This window comes from Psychrobacter sp. SWN149, from assembly GCF_015864565.1.
Classification (GTDB): domain Bacteria; phylum Pseudomonadota; class Gammaproteobacteria; order Pseudomonadales; family Moraxellaceae; genus Psychrobacter.
The window spans coordinates 329,217-347,363 of sequence record NZ_JADYWX010000004.1 but is presented as its reverse complement, the minus strand read 5'-3'; the positions used below and the strand labels follow the sequence as shown (position 1 = coordinate 347,363).

Sequence of the window (18,147 nt, the reverse complement as noted above, 5' to 3'; positions counted from 1 at the left end):
AATATATGAATATACTGCTTACTTAAGTATTCAATGAACGTCATTTGATGTCAATTTTTAACTGTTTTTAGAGTAACGCTGAGGGTTGTTATGCCAAAGATGAGTGTTGGGTTTGCCATGATTCTATTGGTTGTGGGGAATATGATTGCCGTCCTATCAGATGCGTTGATCAAAGAATTGCCAGATGGCGCAGCGGTCTATCAATTTGTTCTATTGCGTCAGCTGACAGCTGTGTTGATGCTACTGCCCTTTTGCTTTTTGAATAAAAAAACCAAGTTGATTAGTAATATAAAATGGCATTTTGTACGGGGTCATATTTGGTTATTTGGTGCGGTATTTATGGTGTTGTCTATTCAAGCACTGCCGCTGGCAACGGTGAATGCTATTTTTTATACCGCTCCTTTGATGATGTTGCCGTTAGGGTTTTTGTTTTATAAAGACAGACTCACCGCGCCAAGCATCATTGTGGCAATATTGGGTTTTGTCGGCATTCTTGTCGTGGTAAAACCAACACAAATTAATATGGGTGCTATCTTTGCACTGATAGTGGCCTTAACCATGGCGACAAACAATCTATTGGTTCGTAAATTACCTTCGAATCACACAGTTGCTCAGACCTTGTTTTTGACCAATTTAGTCGGAATACCATTGGGGCTTGGTTTGGCTATTTGGGAAAATGCCCCTTTGAGTTGGTACGCGCTATGGATAGCAGCAGGCTCGAATTTGTTTATTTTGATTTATGCTGGTATCTGCGTACTGGTCTACCGAGCGGTTGAAGCACATAAAATATCTAGTGCAGAATATACGGGTCTGTTAGGAGCAGTGGTTATCGGCATCGTATGGTTTGATGAAATACCTGATATCAGTCTTTTGATAGGTTCGGCTCTGATTGTCTTACCTTTGATTTGGCTCGCCACGCTTGAGTCTATTAAATATAAAAGAACAGCCTTATAGCGTTTTAAAATAGAGAGAGCGGATAAAGAAAGCGTCATAATATTAGCATGACTTTATGTCATGAATTCGTGTGTTTAAATCGTTTTTTCATACTCATTTTTTGTGGCAAATTACTATAGATACAACCATTCAGGCAAGGCTCTAGTCTTCAAGAGAGCTCTTGTTTGTTGAAGTTATTACTATGAGGTAGGCCAAATAATGAGCAATATAACCACATTCTCAGTCACATCTTCAAATCGAAAAATCGACCCTTCACGGCGTCGAGGTGGCGCGTTTAAAGCTGATGGCTCTCTTAACGATAATGACCGTGTCGAGATAGGCCCAACAGATCTTGCATTCAATGAGTGGGCTGAGCTAGGGCTGACACCTCCTAACCTTGCACGAATGCGCGAATACCGCCTCCAAAGAATCGTAAAAGAACTACAGAAAAGAGATCTTGGCGGCATCTTATTGTTTGATCCTCTTAATATTCGCTATGCGACTGACTCCACAAATATGCAGGTATGGGTAACCCATAATCACTCTAGAGCCTGTTTTGTATCGGCATCAGGCCATCTTGTTTTATGGGATTTTCACAATTGTGAGCACTTATCAGCACATCTTCCTTTGATCAAAGAAGTCAGAGGAGGCGCTTCTTTCTTCTACTTTGAAACCGGTGATAGAACTGACGAACATGCCTCTAGGTTTGCTTCAGAAATTCAATCTATTTTACAGGAGCATGCTGGAGACAATAAAAGGTTGGCTATCGATAAAATTGAAATTGCTGGTTTCAATAAGATAAAACAGTTAGGAATCGATGTTTTTAATGGTCAGGAAGTGATGGAGTTTGCTCGCTCTATTAAGAACGAAGATGAAATCAATGCCATGCGATGTTCAATTGCCTCAACAGAGGTTGCGATGAAGTGCATGCAAGAAGCAATAGTACCCGGTATCACTGAGAATGACATATGGTCTATTCTCCATGCGGAAAATATTCGTCGAGGTGGTGAGTGGATAGAATGTCGAATTCTTTCTTCAGGGCCTAGAACCAATCCTTGGTTTCAAGAAAGTGGCCCTCGAATTGTGAAGGAGGGTGAGTTACTTGCATTCGATACAGATCTGATTGGCCCTTATGGAATGTGTGCAGACTTGTCTCGAACTTGGATGATTGGAGAGTGCTTGCCAAGTGCAGAGCAAAAGCATCTCTATCAGGTAGCTTATGAACATATCCAACACAACATGACTATATTAAAACCAGGAATGACATTTGAAGAGGTGACAAAATCTGGTTTATTGCTTCCTGAAGAATATAGAGCGCAAAGATATGGTGTGATGATGCATGGCGTTGGTCTTTGTGATGAGTATCCGTCTATTCGTTACCCCGAAGACCTTGAATGCCATGGCTACAGTGGTGTGCTGGAGCCGGGTATGGCTCTCTGCGTTGAAGCGTATGTAGGTCGAGTTGGTGGTAAAAATGGTGTCAAACTTGAAGATCAAATCATTATTACAGACACTGGGTTTGAAAACCTTACTAACTATCCATTCGAAGCCGCTTTATTGGCTAATTAAAGATAGTCTATACAAGCTTGTTAAGATAAGGATTTGACATAGGTATAGTGCATTATCTGCGGGTTTAAGTCATTGGAATACTGATCAACACGTTGATAGCCATTATTGTCGTAGTACTGATAAGTACACAGGGTGTCTGTATGTAGTGCATACGTGTCTGCGTCCTGTGCGACGAGATAAGTCTCAAATGCCTGAATCAACGTCGCTCCAATATGGTGGCGACGATAGTCTGGATCTACACAGAAGAACTGTAATTCGTTATCAAAATCGACTTTCTTTCGTTTCGCGCCAGCCGATTCTTTTTTCTGTAAATCACTTAATACCTGTTGTCCTTGTTCAGACAGGCGCAGCTTGCTTTCTATCCGATCAATAATAGGCTTATCATCGAATAATAAAGCTTTATATGGATCTTGTTTAGTGACCCCTATCACCACACCACAAATGATGTCACCATATTCTGCAACTTGTATAAAAGTAGCGCGATGACAGTCTTTAGCTAGAAATAGGGTAGCCAATTGCTTTAGAACCTGCTTATCTGTTGCAGTAGTAAATACACTCAAATTCATATTGACGACAAAAAGGTCGACAATGGCTGCAAAGTCTTCAGGCGTAGCACGACGGTATTGTATTGTCATCAGTCACTCTCATTTATCATTAAAAGTACTGGCGTACGCTGATTGACCCAGCATACGCCAGCATTTTGACACTTATATTTTGCTAACGGACTTAGCAAAATATAATAATTTTTACCTAATAGTCCGTATTTACCACTTCATTTCACCTGTATTTACTTTACTGCCTATTTGTAAATTAGTATTCCCAGATAACGCGGGATAAGCTACTTCCATGGTAGAAATCACTTTTTCTGACTGCTTAGAGTTTTGCTTTTTTGCCTCATCCAGTGCTTGCTCAAAGGTTTCTAGATAACTGAGGGTGAAATCAACAGCATAGTCTTTTTTGAGTAGGTTGCCCGAATAGTGACCTGGTATCACAAGGTTTGGCTTTAATTGCTTCATTTGTTCCAATGATTGCATCCACTCGCTACGAGCTTCTTTAGTTTGGGTATCCGCAGTCCACACATGCATACCTGATGTTACCGACACACCGCCGAAAACGGTTTTTGACTCTGGTACCCACATGTATGCTTGATGGGTTCCCATCTCCTTGATTTCAATTTTGTGACCTTCTAGGGTCAGTGTAGACTGATCAAGTGTTTGCGGTACTGTGATCTTGGTAGGCGCATGTTTACCAAGGATTGGACCCCAATGCTTTAATTTTGCATCTTTAGTCGCCTCAATGTGTTCAATAATCGAAGGGCTAGACATAACCTTCACATTAGGGAAGGCTTTGACTAAAGGCTGAAGACCGAAATAGTAATCTGGATCGCCTGCCGTGATATAAATCATTTTTAGGTCTTTATTGCTTTTTTTGATCATATCAACCAATGCTTCACCATCTTTGACACTAAACTGTGCATCGAACAAGATAGCATCTTTCTCGCCACTTGCCAGCACAGAAACCACTGGGAAAATAGCATTTTGATCAGGTTTATATGCTTGTAGTTGTAGGTCGGCTGCGTTTGCTTGGGTTGCAAGCAGTAGGGCACTGGCCGCCATAGAAGCTGTCATTAATTTTTTCATAATCTACCTGTATTTTCATTTGAGTAAATAGACCGCGTTAATGGCGGTATTCGTTATTAGCGGCTATTATATTCGATTGTATTTCGTTTAAATACGCTATAATTCGGTATTTACTGTTTCATTTTTCGCGCAAATAAGGATGTAGAGATGGATAGGCTGACCGCGTTGCAGGTGTTTGTCACGATCGTCGAACAAGGTAGCTTGAGCCGTGCCGCGGACAATTTAGACATGTCTAGAGCTAAGGTAACGCGCTATCTGACAGAGCTTGAGAGCTGGATGGATATGCGCTTATTACATCGCACGACTCGAAGTCTGAGCCTCACTGCACCTGGTGAGCAGACGCTTGAGGTGGCGTACCAGTTGCTTGAATTGACTGACTCGTTGGATCAGATACGCAATCAGAATACTTTGGAGCTAAAAGGTCAGTTGAGAATCACTGCCAGCTTTTCGCTGATTGATAGCCTTTTGATGGATGTGGTTGGTCGCTTTGTTTCTCACTGGCCACAGACAGCGATTGATATTCTTACCATTGATGATTCGGTCAATTTAGTTGATGCCCGTATTGACTTGGCGATTCGTATCACCAATGACTTGGAGCCAAATGTCGTTGCCAGACGTATCGGTGAGTGCCACTCTATCGTATGCGCTGCCCCTGAGTATTTACAAAAACGTGGCAGACCTACAGATGTACAGTCGCTTGTACATCACAACTGTCTATCGTTTGCGTATTTTGGACGGTCTGCATGGGTGTTTGATGGGCCAAATGGTCCAGAGTCTGTTCCTATCTCTGGCAATATCAGCGCCAATATCTCTGAAGTCTTGCTCTCTGCCACGCTACGTGGACATGGGATTAGTTTACAGCCATCTGGCGCAGTCAAATCTTTGATTGCATCTGGACAACTTATTGAGTTATTACCTGAATGGAAACCTAAAACTTTGGGTGTGTATGTGGTTTATGCCAATCGAAAGCAGGTGACACCACTACAAAGAAAGTTTATTGATTTTCTCGCTGAAGAAATAAAGCGTTCGCCTTATTGGTAGCATTAGCTATGCTTATGAGCATTCTTTGCTTGTTGGGCAGCCCCATACGGTGAGTCATGGATACTGTTATCCATTACTCACCGTATGGGGCTGCCAAATTTAGATTGCTGTGGCCATATTCGGGCGTGTCCTCAATTCAATCGATGGTTATCTAAATGGGTTATAACAGGCTAACGATGGCTATCTTGATAACAAATGTGGTGGAATAAATGATAAGAGAGCTTAAAACATTCGTCGCCGTTTGCGAGTTGGACAGTTTTGCCGCTGCCGCTCGGCATATAAACCTGACCCAATCTGCGGTTAGTGCGCAAATCAAAACCTTAGAAGACAATTTAGGATTGTCGTTATTTACGCGCTCTGCCAGAGCTATTACGTTAAATCCGCAAGGCACACGCGTTTTACCGATAGCCAAAGAAATTTTGGCGCTCTATTCGACAATGCAACTATCCTCAGATACCGATATTGCTAGCTATTATGGGCAGCTGAAGATCGGCTCGATAAACTCAGTGCAGGTGGGTATCTTACCAGAGGCGCTAAAGGCGATTACTTTGCTCGCTCCATTAATGCAGACGGAAATTGTCCCTGGGCGTGCTATAGAGTTATTTGAGAAACTGGAAGTCGGAGAGATAGATGCGGCTATTACTATCCAGCCAGCATTTGCCTTACCGAAAGACATCGTTACCCAGTCTATTATGACGGAGCCTTATGTGCTCATAAGCCCCAAAAAATGGCCTTTTCATAGTCTTAGACAAACGCTCGAGCAGCACCCCTTCATTCATTACACCTTACAGTCCTCAGCTGGTGCAAAGTTAAGTAAATTCTTTAAACAACAAGACATCAAGGTGAATACGATCATGGAGATTAATGATCTAGATGCCATCGTTAGGATGGTTGAGTCGGGCTTGGGAGTGGCTTTGATTCCTTATGCTGGACTATGGATTAGAAGTACGCCGCCTGTCCAAATTCACCATTTAGGTGATAACAGTTTGGTTCGAGAGGTCGTACTGGCGTATCGTTATACCGATCGTCAGCAGCCGCAAATAAATGCCTTAAAGCAGGTATTGGGACTGTAATTTAGTCTGCAATCTTACAACGCCTAGCAGCCTAGGTCGAACTCTCACTCGGACTAGGCATCTGCTTGTGCTACTTAAACTTGGCGATTAATTAGCCTCTTTAACCCGTCAACCTTTTTCAATCAGTGCAACCCCTCATAAAAAATCTCTGCTATTGAATAAAGATCCTTCAAAAAACCTGCCCTAAAAGTATTAACCTCTTTCGATAGAGCCGATACTCAATAAAACGGATATAGCATTTAATAACGCGAAACTGGTATAAATTTTTCTGGCTTGCTGTGCCTATGCCGACAGAGGCTGTAAAAAATTCATCCGAGTCCCGCTGTATCTTTTTAATATTGGACTGACTATAGACCAACCTTATCTATAATATTTTTTGCTGAGCGCCAAAATTTTTGGGGCTGAGAGCAGAATATTTACGTTTTTCTTGCTCTACATTCTCGGTTACGATGGCTCTAATTTTTAGTAACGCCAAGACAATGACTCTAAATAACTAAGCATTGTCTGTTTACTTCTTCAATTTACCTTATCTCTAATAAGCCATAAAAATATGAAACATATAGATAAACTGAACCATGACCAAGCACTAACTCGTATCGAAAAAGATCTATTGGGCGAACAAGCCGTTCCTACTGCCGCTTTATATGGTATTCAAACGCAACGTGCCTCGCAGAATTTTAATATTACCGGTATGCCAATCAGTCACTTCCCCGATTTGATTAAAGCACTGGCAATGGTAAAAGCTGCCGCGGCTAAGGCCAATTATCAGCATGGCCTACTCAGTCAAGATAAGCTCATTGCTATTACTGAAGCGTGCGCTGAGCTTATACAAGGCGCGCATCATGACCAGTTTATTGTTGATCTCATCCAAGGCGGGGCAGGCACGTCGACCAACATGAATGCCAATGAAGTGATTGCTAATATTGGCTTAAAAAAGATGGGATTTGAGTATGGTCAATATGGCCATCTACATCCTAATAATGATGTCAACCGCTCTCAGTCGACCAATGATGTCTATCCTAGTGCAGCACGCTTAGCGATTGTGTTTGCGGCAAAACCGCTTCAAGAAGCCATCATCAAGTTGCAAAATAGCTTGGCCGTCAAAGGACAAGCGTTTAGCCATATTCTAAAAATGGGTCGCACCCAGTTACAAGATGCGGTACCGATGACGTTGGGTCAAGAGTTTAATGCCTTCGCCAGTGATATAGGCAGTGAAACGGCTCGAATCGAAGACGCCTGCCTACAGTTATGCGAATTGAATTTGGGCGGTACGGCGATTGGCACAGGTATCAATGCACCCAAAGGGTATGCTGGTTTGGCGATTCGTGAGTTAGCCGATATCAGTGGTCTACCAGTGACCCTTGCCAAAGACCTGATAGCAGCCAGCGCAGATATGGGCGCTTTTATTACCTTTTCCGGTTCACTCAAGCGTTTGTCAATTAAACTGTCTAAATTGAGCAACGATTTACGCTTACTATCGAGCGGGCCACGTACCGGTTTGGGTGAAATAAATCTACCGGCTATGCAGCCCGGCTCATCCATTATGCCCGGTAAAGTCAATCCTGTAATTCCTGAGGCCATGAACCAAACCGCATTTCAGGTGATGGGTACGGATATGACGATTACTATGGCGGCAGAAGCAGGGCAACTACAGCTTAATGCGATGGAGCCGCTGATTGTTTATAATCTACTGAACAATGCGCGTATGTTAGAAAAGGCGATTCGTATGCTAGATGAGCGATGCATTCAAGGCATTACAGCCAATGAGACCCGCTGCGCACAGCATGTCGAAAACAGCATCGGTATTGTGACGGCACTGGTGCCTCATATAGGCTACGAAAACGCCAGTCGTATCGCAGGACATGCTTTGTTAAGCGGTTCAGGCGTCGCTGAGATAGTAAAACAAGAAAAATTGCTGAGTGATGAGGAACTGGCCGCGATTTTATCACCCGATAGAATGGTCAGTAGTATATAGAGGTAGCCCAATATTCAAAGGCTGACCTAAGGCATGTCATCCATTAGCGCATTGATGCATTGATATTGGCACATTGATAGATGCGCTATTCTGTACATTAAAAAAGACCTTCAATCGCTTGAAGGTCTTTTTAGTTTCATCAGTAATGTTAGCTTTTTAAGCATTTAACATAAGAGTCATGCTAACAAAATCTGATCAATAGATAGCGGTTTGTCATTTCAAAAAATCAGGCTGCATAAAGGCAGGGTTTGGATAAGTATAAAATCCTTCGCCAGTTGCAGCACCCATTTTATTTTTATCGATCATCTGCTCTTTTAGATACTTAGCGGCCTTTAGTCTAGCTGGGTTTTTAGTCGTTTCAGCGGCGAGCCTAGTGATGTTGTAGGCCGTGTTGATACCTATAGTATCCAATATGGCAAATGGACCTGACGGCGCGCCAGTTACTATCATCCATGTCTTATCTATCGTGTGCGGATCGGCAACCTCTTTTGCAACTAATTGCAAAGCTGCATCTATAAAAGGTGCTAACAAACTGTTCATGATGTAGCCAGGTTGCTCTTTATCTAGCGGCGTTGCCACCATACCAATGGCGGTAGCAAAAGCAACGACATCATCAAATACTTTAGGATCTGTGCCTGGGTGACCCATAATTTCAGCGACATTATGCATCCAGATTTTATTGGCAAAATGTAGGGCTAAAAACTGAGCAGGTCGTCCCGTTGAGTCTGCAAACTGGCTGGGGAGTAAGGTTGAGGTATTGGTCGCAAATATGGTTTTCTCTGGTGCCAGTTTGGCAAGTTTTTCATAAAATTCAATTTTAAGTTCAGGAATTTCGGGAATAGCTTCAATCATGAGATCGGCATCTTTGACTGATTCTGCTAAATCTGAGGTATAGCTAAGATTTTCAAAGGCCTTGTCCAACTGTTCCTGCGTTGCTCTCAAATCTTTTCTAAAAGCCTTGCACATCAATTGAAATTTTGCCTTTGCTTTTTCTAACACGTCATCGTTGATATCGTAGACACTGACATTAAAACCGTGGAAGGCGGCTTGGAAGGCAATTTGATAGCCTAAAACGCCGCTTCCCGCGACAGTTACATTCTTGTACGTCATAATATTAATCCCTTAAAAGTAGTGGTTATAAGTCGCTAGATAAATGTTTAGAACTTATAACCCTATTATTAGACTGTTTTACATTATTATTCAACCTTCATTTTTATAAAAATATTAAATGTATTAGGGCGTGTCATCAAATCCCAATATTGATCAAATGATTAAGCATTAATTGCATGTTCAAGTCAAAGTTTTGATATAGCAAATAGGCGTTAAATCTACAAGCCAGCCGTATCCAATGCCTGCTGACAGGCCTCAGCCAAATAAGGATCAATACTGTCTTGTTTGAGCATCCATTTTAAATATCCAGCCCCATCCGAATCAGTCGCCAACTCTGCAATAGCTTTACCCTTATGCTTACCGAAACTGAAATGAGTGGGTATACGTGCCATTTGGCTAAACTCATATAAGCTATCTACATCAGTGATGACATGACCTTGACTATTCGCCAAATCAATTAGGCTACCCAGCACCAGCTGAGTGAAGTAAATATCATAAACAGCAGCATGTGCATGCTTTGCTTGCGCCCGTGCGACATCGCGATGAAAGTGATAAAGCAGAGAGACTAGCTTATGGCTCTCTAGCGTAGGAAGAAGATAATTAGACATGGCATTGGTGCATATCAGCTTAGGGGTATGAGTTACACCAGCATTTTTAAGAACGGCCATATCAAAATCAATATTATGACCAATCAAATACTCCACACTGTTAGGCAGTCTAAAGTCTGTATGAGGAGGCTCATTCGCAATATCTTCTTCACATATATGTGACACTGCCATCGAGCCCAAGCTGATTTCTTTAAGGGGATTAAAACGCTTGGCTCTCGGCTCCTGTAGTACTTCTACCTTGCCATCAATGATATCAATAATAGAGTAGGCGGCTTCAGTCATGTGCGGCTCAACAAGCCCTGTGGTTTCGGTGTCGAGTATATAAGTGGTCATAATAGGCCTTGTGCAACAGTGGTTTTTGATGATTATAATTGATATAGGGTAAGGTTATAAGCAGACATTAAAAAACCCCGCAGCAGAAATTTTTCGGGGTTATATTTGGTATTACGTCATACTAGGGCGTGTCTTCAATTCAATCGATAAACATCTAACTGGTTTAAAAACGGCTAAATCTTGCCAAACAAGGAGAATAGCGCAAATAATATCGAGATATTATTTGCGCTATTCTCCTTGTTTGATGGCAATTTATCTCATTTTTATTACCATTTTTAAAATGAAGACACGCCCTAATAGGGTGCAGCTACTATCGTCCAACCACTCTTAAAGTGTTACAGCGTTAGACTCGCTTAGCCTACGACTGTAGTACTTGCGCTCATCTTACTTGTATTATTTTTAACATTGATTGACTATACGCAACGACTAACTTAGTGAAAGCCTTTCTAATAAGGGTTTTGGGCTTGATTTTATTGTTTTTAACAACCAATTTAACAGCGGATTCTACAGCAATTTGTGATTGGGTCAACATATGCATGCAACGTAGTCACTGCCAGCACCACATTTGAATATCAAACACGCGCTAATATCCGACGGTCTTTATTCTCTTAAATATAACAATTAAGCACTTAGGTAATCAGCTGTTTTCAAAATAATATTGAAAGTGTTTCCAGTTATGGCTACTGTTTGCTTGAACATACTTTTATTACAATAGGCGCTATGACGAAGTATCACTGATCAAACAGCCAAGCAGGCCATTTATGATTTTATCTGCCAATAAAAACAATGCAATTGCATACTATAAGACAGCCTTTGAAGGCAATCCCAGACAAGCAGTTGCGGACTATGTCGGAGAAGAGTATATCCAGCATAATCCTGTCGTCGCAGGAGGTAAATCGGGTTTTATTGAGTATTTTGAGCGTATGCAAGCAGAATACCCAAATAAATCAATCGAATTTAAACGCTGTATTATAGAAGATGACTTGGTTGCCTTGCATACCCATCAAGTTTGGCACAATGCAGATCAAACGGTGGATGAGTACGTCACAATGGATTTTTTTCGATTTGACGAGCTCGGCAAGATAGTCGAGCATTGGGACTCTATTCAGCTCATACCAAAAATATCAGCCAACAGCAACAAGATGTATTAGGACATTTTTAATGTTCAACAGACACTAGGGCATGCCCTAATAGGAGAGAATAAATGAAAACCATATTAATCACTGGAACGTCTTCGGGAATTGGACGAGCAGCTGTTATTCGATTTCAACGTGCAGGTTGGAACGTGGCCGCGACGATGCGTCATCCTGAAAAAGAAACCGAACTACAAGCGCTCAACAACGTCCTTGTTTTTCCATTAGATGTAACGGATCAAAGCAGTATCAACTTAGCCGTTGAACAAGTGATTAAAGAATTTGGACAGATTGACGTCCTACTTAATAACGCAGGATATGGACTGGCAGGTCCGTTAGAAGCAGTAGATCCAGTGCAACTCGAACGCCAGTTCGCGACCAATGTATATGGTCCAATCTACATGATACAGGCTTGTCTTCCACATTTTCGTATGAAATCAGCTGGCTTGATAATTAATGTGTCATCGATTGGCGGTCGGCTTACCTTACCATTTAACTCTTTGTACCATGGTACAAAATTTGCGATTGAAGGGATTTCTGAATCCTTAGCACAGGAGCTTGCACCGCAAGGTATTGGTGTAAAAATTGTCGAACCAGGCGGTGTGAGAACTGATTTTGCAGGGCGTTCTCTCGAGTTTATGCAAAAACCTGACCTTCACGCTTATGACAAGTCGATTCAAGGGGCAATGGCTGTTTTTTCTTCCACTGATCGGGGTAATGACTACTCTGAAGCAAGTGATATAGCTGAAATAATCTATCATGCAGCAACGGATGGCACCAATAGATTGCGTTATCTGGCAGGTGAGGACGCATTAGCCATGTCTGATAATCGGGCCAAGATGTCGGATGAAGAGTACATAGAATGGTCTGTGGCTCATTTTAATCTCTGATGGCGATTATAGCTTAGCATCTGTCGCCCTAAGATGTGTTGAACATCAAAATTTTTGATCTATGCTCAAAAATCCGTACTCGCAGTAAAACGAGAATTCAGAAGGATTTGGGCTATAAAGCGCCAACACAGGTTTGAGCGATTATTAGCGTTGAGCTGCGTGACTAAACCCTCCCAAATCCGTAAATTTACCCTGCATAATATAAAATATTTATTCGCTTATTTGTACCAGTACCAGTAAAATGCGAGACTGTTTTCTACACGAGCTTATGAGTAACCAATGATACGTTTAACTGAAATTAAATTGCCATTAAATCATGCACCTGAAGATCTAACGACTGCTATAACGACAAAACTTAAAATTTCTGCTGAGCAAATGGCGTCATTTGTGATGTTTAAACGTGGTTATGATGCTCGTAATAAAAGAAATATCCAATTAATTTATACGCTAGACATCACCCTGACCGACTCAGATTTAACACATGATTTATTGGTTCAATTTGAGTCAGACACCCATGTTAAAGCAACACCAGATACTAGCTACAAATATGTAGGTGCAGCGCCAGAGGATTTAACTGAGCGTCCTGTCGTTATTGGTTTTGGTCCTTGTGGTTTATTAGCAGCACTGATCCTGGCTCAAATGGGTTTTAAACCTATTATCATTGAACGCGGTAATGAAGTCAGACAACGCACCAAAGATACCTTTGGCTTTTGGCGTCAGCGTAAATTGAACACAGAATCAAACGTACAATTCGGTGAAGGCGGAGCGGGTACCTTTTCCGACGGTAAGTTATATAGCCAAGTGAAAGATCCCAATCATTACGGCCGTAAAGTAATGACAGAATTTGTAAAAGCTGGCGCACCAGATGAGATTTTATTTGTCAGTAAGCCGCACATAGGTACTTATAAGTTAGTCACCATGGTAGAAAAAATGCGTGCCGAGATCATAGCGCTTGGTGGGGAAGTCCGTTTTGCTACTCGCGTAGACGACTTGCACATCACTGACTCAAAAGTAACTGGAGTGACACTTAATACTGGCGAAACCTTAAAAACCAACCATGTTGTTCTTGCTGTTGGTCATAGCGCCCGAGACACTTTTGAGATGATCCATGATAAAGGCGTGTATGTTGAAGCAAAGCCTTTTTCTATTGGCTTTAGGATTGAACATAAACAGTCGACCATAGACCAAGCACGCTTTGGTGACAATGCTGGAAACGAGATACTTGGCGCTGCGGATTACAAACTGGTTCATCATTGTAAAAATGGTCGTTCTGTTTATAGCTTCTGTATGTGTCCAGGCGGAACCGTGGTTGCTGCAGCATCAGAAGAAGGTCGTGTTGTCACTAACGGCATGAGCCAATATTCAAGAAACGAGCGTAACGCCAACAGTGCTATTGTTGTAGGCATCGACCCAGAGCGAGATTACCCAAATCATCCTCTTGCCGGTATCGACCTGCAAAGACAGCTAGAAACTTTAGCGTTTGAATTGGGCGGCAAAGATTACAGTGCACCAGCGCAAACCATTGGTGATTTCTTAAAAGGTAAACCAGACTCAGAGTTAGGCGATGTAAAACCCTCTTACACGCCGGGCATTACCTTAACCGACTTAAGTAAAGCACTACCAGACTTTGCCGTAGACGCCATACGTGAAGCCATTCCAGCGTTTAATAAAAAAATCCAAGGATTTTCATCTGATGATGGTTTACTCACTGGCGTAGAAACCAGAACATCGTCACCCATCAGTATTAAACGCAATAAAGAATTCCAAAGCATTAACACCAAAGGACTATTCCCAGCAGGCGAGGGTGCTGGCTATGCAGGCGGCATATTATCAGCAGGGATTGATGGCATCAAAGTGGCCGAAGCTGTGGCGAAATCGATGTTGAACATAGAGTAAGAGCGGATTTGGGCATTCCCCAATATTAAAACGCTTACCTAGATAAAAATATGCGAGCGAAAAAGCCTTTCAAGCTATGAAGTATAAAGCTTGAAAGGCTTTTTTGATTTTGGGCAATATGGCAATTAAGATAGTAAGCAATTAATGGTTATAGTTGTTAAAAGGCAATAAAGAATCCTTGTGAGAGGCTTGCAAGGGTTTAGATGATTACTAATCATATCTTAACTGGTGCGCTTACTCAGAGTAAGCTATGGGCTTAATGGCTTTTTATACCAAGCTGTATTTTGCGGAAGTGTTGAAAGTCCATTTCACACATATGTCTACGGTTAATTCTCTGTAATGGCGAACGGTACAATAAAAACGCTGCATCGAACAGTAATATAGCATTTCTGTTCGATGCAGCGCTGTGTTTGTATCTTCGTATCACTCGTACTTTAGCTTAGAAACTGATTAATATGCTCACCAATTTCATCAGGCTTCTCATCAATCAACCAATGAGCAACATCTTTAATCCAGACAAGCTCTGCATTTGGAATCGCTTCTGCCAGCTTTGGTGCATACTCCGGTTTCTGGAAAGGGTCTTTATCACCCCACATGATGAATGTCTGATGTGGAAGGTTACTAAGTTCGTCGGTAATAGCCTGAGTATATTCCTTATTCAACCGTCTGAGATTGCGAAAAAAGGCATGCTTGCCATCTTCAGTTGACCAAGGTTCAAGATACATCTCAATAAGCTCATCGGTCATGACGCTCTTATCATATACACCTTTTGGCAGGAAGCCCCGCATCATGCTCAAGAAGTCCTCTAGACTCATCTCCGACTCAGCACCAGGTTCCTGTAGCGGCTCAAAATCTGGGATAGGCCATGAATCGAAACAAATACTATCTATCAAAACTAGCTTTCGAACTTTCTCTGGGTAATTGACAGCTATCAACTGAGCAACACCTCCACCAATATCATGCCCAACAATATCTGCTTGCCGCGCACCTAAGACATCCATGAGCTTTACAATCATGTTGCTTTGCGCATTAATGGACACATCTGCGCTTTTCGGTTTTGCAGATTTCCCATAGTTGAGAAGGTCGGGAGCGATGACCCGATGTGTTTTTGCAAGTTGTGGAATAATATTTCGCCACATGAGGCTATTTGTTGGAATCCCGTGCAGCAGGATTATTGGACTACCTGAACCCTGTTCCAAAAATGCAATCTTATGCCCATCAATGTAGGTATAGTTTTCTGTTATTTGAATGCTCATAGCATCCTCCTAAAGATGAATATTAATAATCGTGAAATCGTTCTACGGAAAGGGGAGACAGTTTTTGTCAGTTAAGACAAGCCAATAACCGACCCCAACGTTATAATAGTAATGTGAAGGAATTCTTCAGGAAGTATATGGTCTCAGCGATCAACGGCAACATGGCTATCAAAAATAGCACCAACTGTGTACGGACCTTTATTTATAAGAAGCTTAGACTCAGCACACTATTTCTTCTTCTCTCTTAGTCAAAAGCCTAATGAAATGGCTTTATTGAAATATCGCGACTCTATCAAAGACTGTCGTACTGAAAGTTGTACTGAAGTCAGATAAACCAACCTGATGAAAGTGATATCAATCATACATTGATAGCAAAGGTATTATGGCTTCAGCCGTTATAGGTTTGTACTTCAACCGTTGGTAGTTTGTTGAAAGGTTTACGAGGTCTATAGTGTTATGGCCTAGCTTAGATTTAGAAAACGATCTTCAGTCCCTGTAACGGCAATAGATATCGAAATTAAAAACCTTGATATTGAGAAGACAAAATTAGCAGATACCGTAAAATCTGAGCAAACCAATAGCAGACTGCTAAGCCGATTATTTCAGGAGCGACTTAAAAAATATTTTATATCTTAAAACGACAGATTAAATCGAGGAGTTATGCTGTGTTTTTCGGAGATACAGCGGCATATGTGAGGCCTTCGTACTCCGTTGAGACACGAGTACCGCCACCTCCTTCAAGTGTCTGACCAATATTGGTCAGTGAGCCGATGATGGCGGTGTTTCCAGTCGCACGCGCAAACTCGCAAGCCGCTGCAACTTTTGGTCCCATAGAGCCCGCAGGAAGATCAAGCTCACTTAAAGCGTCTGGATGCGCCTGCAAGATGCTTTGTTGTTTGTCAGTCCCAAAGTGTGTATAAACATACGCCACATCCGTGGCAATCACCAATAACTCACATTCAAGGCTACGGGCAAGTAAGGATGCGCACAAATCTTTATCGATTACTGCCTCGACCCCTTGCAAACAGTCATCTTCATCAAATGCCGTTGGTATACCACCTCCGCCTGCACAGATCACAATCGCGCCTTTTTCAAGCAGCCACTGTATGGGTTTTAGCTCAAATATCTTTTTGGGCTTAGGGCTTGCAACCACTCTCCTAAAATATTGACCATCGGCTTTAATAACCCAGCCTTTTTGCGCACTTAGCTTTTCTGCTTCCTCTTTTGAGTATACAGGGCCAATAGGCTTGGTTGGGTTGTTAAAAGCAGGGTCTTTACGGTCGACTTCTACTTGAGTGAGTAGGGTGGCAATGGATGATTCTCTCGGCAGGACATTCCCAAGCTCTTGCTCGATGATGTAGCCAATCATACCTTCTGTTTCTGCGCCCAAAACGTCTAATGGATAAGTATCGACTTCAGTGTAAGCCGCTCCTTGCAACGCAAGCAAACCGACTTGCGGGCCATTACCGTGGGCCATTACTAACTCGTTACCCTCCGTGATCTTGCTGATTTGTTCAACGGCCGTCTTGATATTTTGGCGTTGGTTGTGAGCAGACAGCGGCTCTCCACGTTTTAATAAAGCATTACCACCTAAGGCAATTAGTAACCTCATGATATTTCCCTACGCATTATCTTCAGTTAACGTCATATCAGTAGCACGCGTTGCTAATGTTATACATTAGATATTACCAAGCGCAGAGACCAGAACGGCTTTAATCGTATGCATACGGTTTTCGGCTTGCTCAAATGCGATGTTGTAAGGTGATTCAAATACATCTTCGGTCACTTCGATACCATCTGCGAGCTGTGGGTATTTTTCAGTGATTTTTTTACCAACCTCGGTATCTGAGTTATGAAAAGCGGGCAAACAGTGCATAAATTTTACTTTTGGATTACCAGTGGCTTTTATCAAATCCATATTGACTTGGTAGGCCATTAGCGCATCGATTCGCTCAGCCCAGCTCTCAATAGGCTCACCCATCGATACCCATACGTCGGTATGAACAAAATCAACCTCTTTTGCCGCCGTTTTTACATCTTCGGTGATAGTCAGACGCGCACCTGATGCTTTGGCAAAGTCTGCACAAGTGGCTAAAAAGTCTGCTTCAGGCCATAAGTCTTTAGGGGCGCAAAGGCGTACGTCCATACCCATCTTAGCACCCATTAAATATAATGAGCGGCCCATGTTATTACGCGCGTCACCAAAATAAGCATATTTAATCTGATGGATTGATTTGTCGGTATGCTCACGCATGGTCATTACGTCTGCTAGCATTTGTGTGGGATGAAACTCATTCGTCAGGCCATTAAAGACAGGAATATCTGCATATTCTGCTAATTCGTTAACAATCTTTTGACCGAACCCGCGATACTCGATGGCATCATACATACGGCTCAACACACGAGCAGTGTCTTTCATGCTCTCTTTGTAGCCGATCTGTGATGAGTTTGGGCCAATAAACGTCACATTGGCACCCTGATCATATGCCGCTACTTCAAAAGCACAACGAGTGCGGGTTGAGGTTTTCTCAAAGATTAGCGCAATATTTTTGCCCAAAAGATGCTTTTGTTCTGTGCCCGAGTATTTTGCTCTTTTTAGGTCACGAGCCATATCCAAAAGATAGGTAAGCTCGCGTTCACTATGATGCATAAGGCTTAGCAGATCACGGTTGTGAAGATTGAAACTCATA

Annotated in this window: 15 protein-coding genes; 8 read left to right on the top strand and 7 right to left on the bottom strand. The window is 42.2% G+C overall.

Features of this window, described 5'->3' with window-relative positions; translation table 11 throughout:
* The first annotated feature begins 90 nt into the window (after positions 1 to 90).
* Both I6E86_RS08695 and dddP read left to right on the top strand, forming a co-directional pair.
* Positions 91 to 954, top strand: coding sequence for a DMT family transporter (locus tag I6E86_RS08695; RefSeq protein ID WP_197177043.1), 864 nt, complete (start codon positions 91 to 93; stop codon positions 952 to 954).
* Positions 955 to 1,152: 198 nt separating this feature from the next.
* Entirely contained in the window at positions 1,153 to 2,502 is a 1,350-nt protein-coding gene (gene dddP / locus I6E86_RS08690) for a dimethylsulfonioproprionate lyase DddP (RefSeq protein WP_197177041.1), read from the top strand.
* A gap of 20 nt (positions 2,503 to 2,522) precedes the next feature.
* On the opposite strand, the gene I6E86_RS08685 is transcribed toward dddP, so the two are convergent.
* Entirely contained in the window at positions 2,523 to 3,137 is a 615-nt protein-coding gene (locus I6E86_RS08685; RefSeq protein WP_197177039.1) for a GNAT family N-acetyltransferase, read from the bottom strand.
* A gap of 129 nt (positions 3,138 to 3,266) precedes the next feature.
* The gene (locus I6E86_RS08680; RefSeq protein ID WP_197177031.1) at positions 3,267 to 4,142 is read right to left on the bottom strand and encodes an MBL fold metallo-hydrolase; all 876 of its coding nucleotides are present in this window, start codon (positions 4,140 to 4,142) and stop codon (positions 3,267 to 3,269) included.
* Between the two features lie 147 nt (positions 4,143 to 4,289).
* Between I6E86_RS08680 and I6E86_RS08675 the strand changes: the two genes are divergently transcribed.
* The 3 genes from I6E86_RS08675 (at position 4,290) to I6E86_RS08665 (ending at position 8,231) form a co-directional block, all read left to right on the top strand.
* Positions 4,290 to 5,183, top strand: a complete 894-nt coding sequence (locus tag I6E86_RS08675) for a LysR family transcriptional regulator (protein ID WP_197177029.1) — start codon at positions 4,290 to 4,292, stop codon at positions 5,181 to 5,183.
* Between the two features lie 209 nt (positions 5,184 to 5,392).
* Positions 5,393 to 6,256: a LysR substrate-binding domain-containing protein gene (locus I6E86_RS08670; RefSeq protein ID WP_197177027.1), complete on the top strand. Its 864-nt coding sequence runs from the start codon at positions 5,393 to 5,395 to the stop codon at positions 6,254 to 6,256.
* Positions 6,257 to 6,824: 568 nt separating this feature from the next.
* Complete coding sequence (locus I6E86_RS08665; RefSeq protein ID WP_413786998.1) at positions 6,825 to 8,231, top strand: aspartate ammonia-lyase; 1,407 nt, start codon at positions 6,825 to 6,827, stop codon at positions 8,229 to 8,231.
* A gap of 213 nt (positions 8,232 to 8,444) precedes the next feature.
* On the opposite strand, the gene I6E86_RS08660 is transcribed toward I6E86_RS08665, so the two are convergent.
* Both I6E86_RS08660 and I6E86_RS08655 read right to left on the bottom strand, forming a co-directional pair.
* Positions 8,445 to 9,341: a 3-hydroxyacyl-CoA dehydrogenase gene (locus tag I6E86_RS08660; protein WP_197177023.1), complete on the bottom strand. Its 897-nt coding sequence runs from the start codon at positions 9,339 to 9,341 to the stop codon at positions 8,445 to 8,447.
* A 218-nt stretch (positions 9,342 to 9,559) separates the two neighbouring features.
* Positions 9,560 to 10,282, bottom strand: a complete 723-nt coding sequence (locus tag I6E86_RS08655) for a 3'-5' exonuclease (protein WP_197177021.1) — start codon at positions 10,280 to 10,282, stop codon at positions 9,560 to 9,562.
* 761 nt (positions 10,283 to 11,043) lie between these two features.
* Between I6E86_RS08655 and I6E86_RS08650 the strand changes: the two genes are divergently transcribed.
* The 3 genes from I6E86_RS08650 (at position 11,044) to I6E86_RS08640 (ending at position 14,201) form a co-directional block, all read left to right on the top strand.
* Positions 11,044 to 11,433, top strand: a complete 390-nt coding sequence (locus tag I6E86_RS08650; protein ID WP_197177019.1) for an ester cyclase — start codon at positions 11,044 to 11,046, stop codon at positions 11,431 to 11,433.
* A gap of 53 nt (positions 11,434 to 11,486) precedes the next feature.
* Complete coding sequence (locus I6E86_RS08645) at positions 11,487 to 12,305, top strand: SDR family oxidoreductase (RefSeq protein ID WP_197177018.1); 819 nt, start codon at positions 11,487 to 11,489, stop codon at positions 12,303 to 12,305.
* Between the two features lie 279 nt (positions 12,306 to 12,584).
* Positions 12,585 to 14,201, top strand: coding sequence for an NAD(P)/FAD-dependent oxidoreductase (locus I6E86_RS08640; RefSeq protein WP_197177016.1), 1,617 nt, complete (start codon positions 12,585 to 12,587; stop codon positions 14,199 to 14,201).
* 434 nt (positions 14,202 to 14,635) lie between these two features.
* Here the strand turns inward: I6E86_RS08640 and I6E86_RS08635 are convergent, their stop codons facing one another.
* From I6E86_RS08635 to I6E86_RS08625, 3 genes are all read right to left on the bottom strand, one after another.
* A complete protein-coding gene (locus I6E86_RS08635; protein ID WP_197177014.1) occupies positions 14,636 to 15,457 on the bottom strand; it encodes an alpha/beta fold hydrolase in 822 nt (273 codons plus the stop codon).
* Between the two features lie 658 nt (positions 15,458 to 16,115).
* Positions 16,116 to 17,069, bottom strand: coding sequence for a carbamate kinase (arcC, locus tag I6E86_RS08630; RefSeq protein ID WP_197177012.1), 954 nt, complete (start codon positions 17,067 to 17,069; stop codon positions 16,116 to 16,118).
* A 66-nt stretch (positions 17,070 to 17,135) separates the two neighbouring features.
* Positions 17,136 to 18,146: an ornithine carbamoyltransferase gene (locus I6E86_RS08625; protein WP_197177010.1), complete on the bottom strand. Its 1,011-nt coding sequence runs from the start codon at positions 18,144 to 18,146 to the stop codon at positions 17,136 to 17,138.
* Position 18,147: the final 1 nt, after the last annotated feature.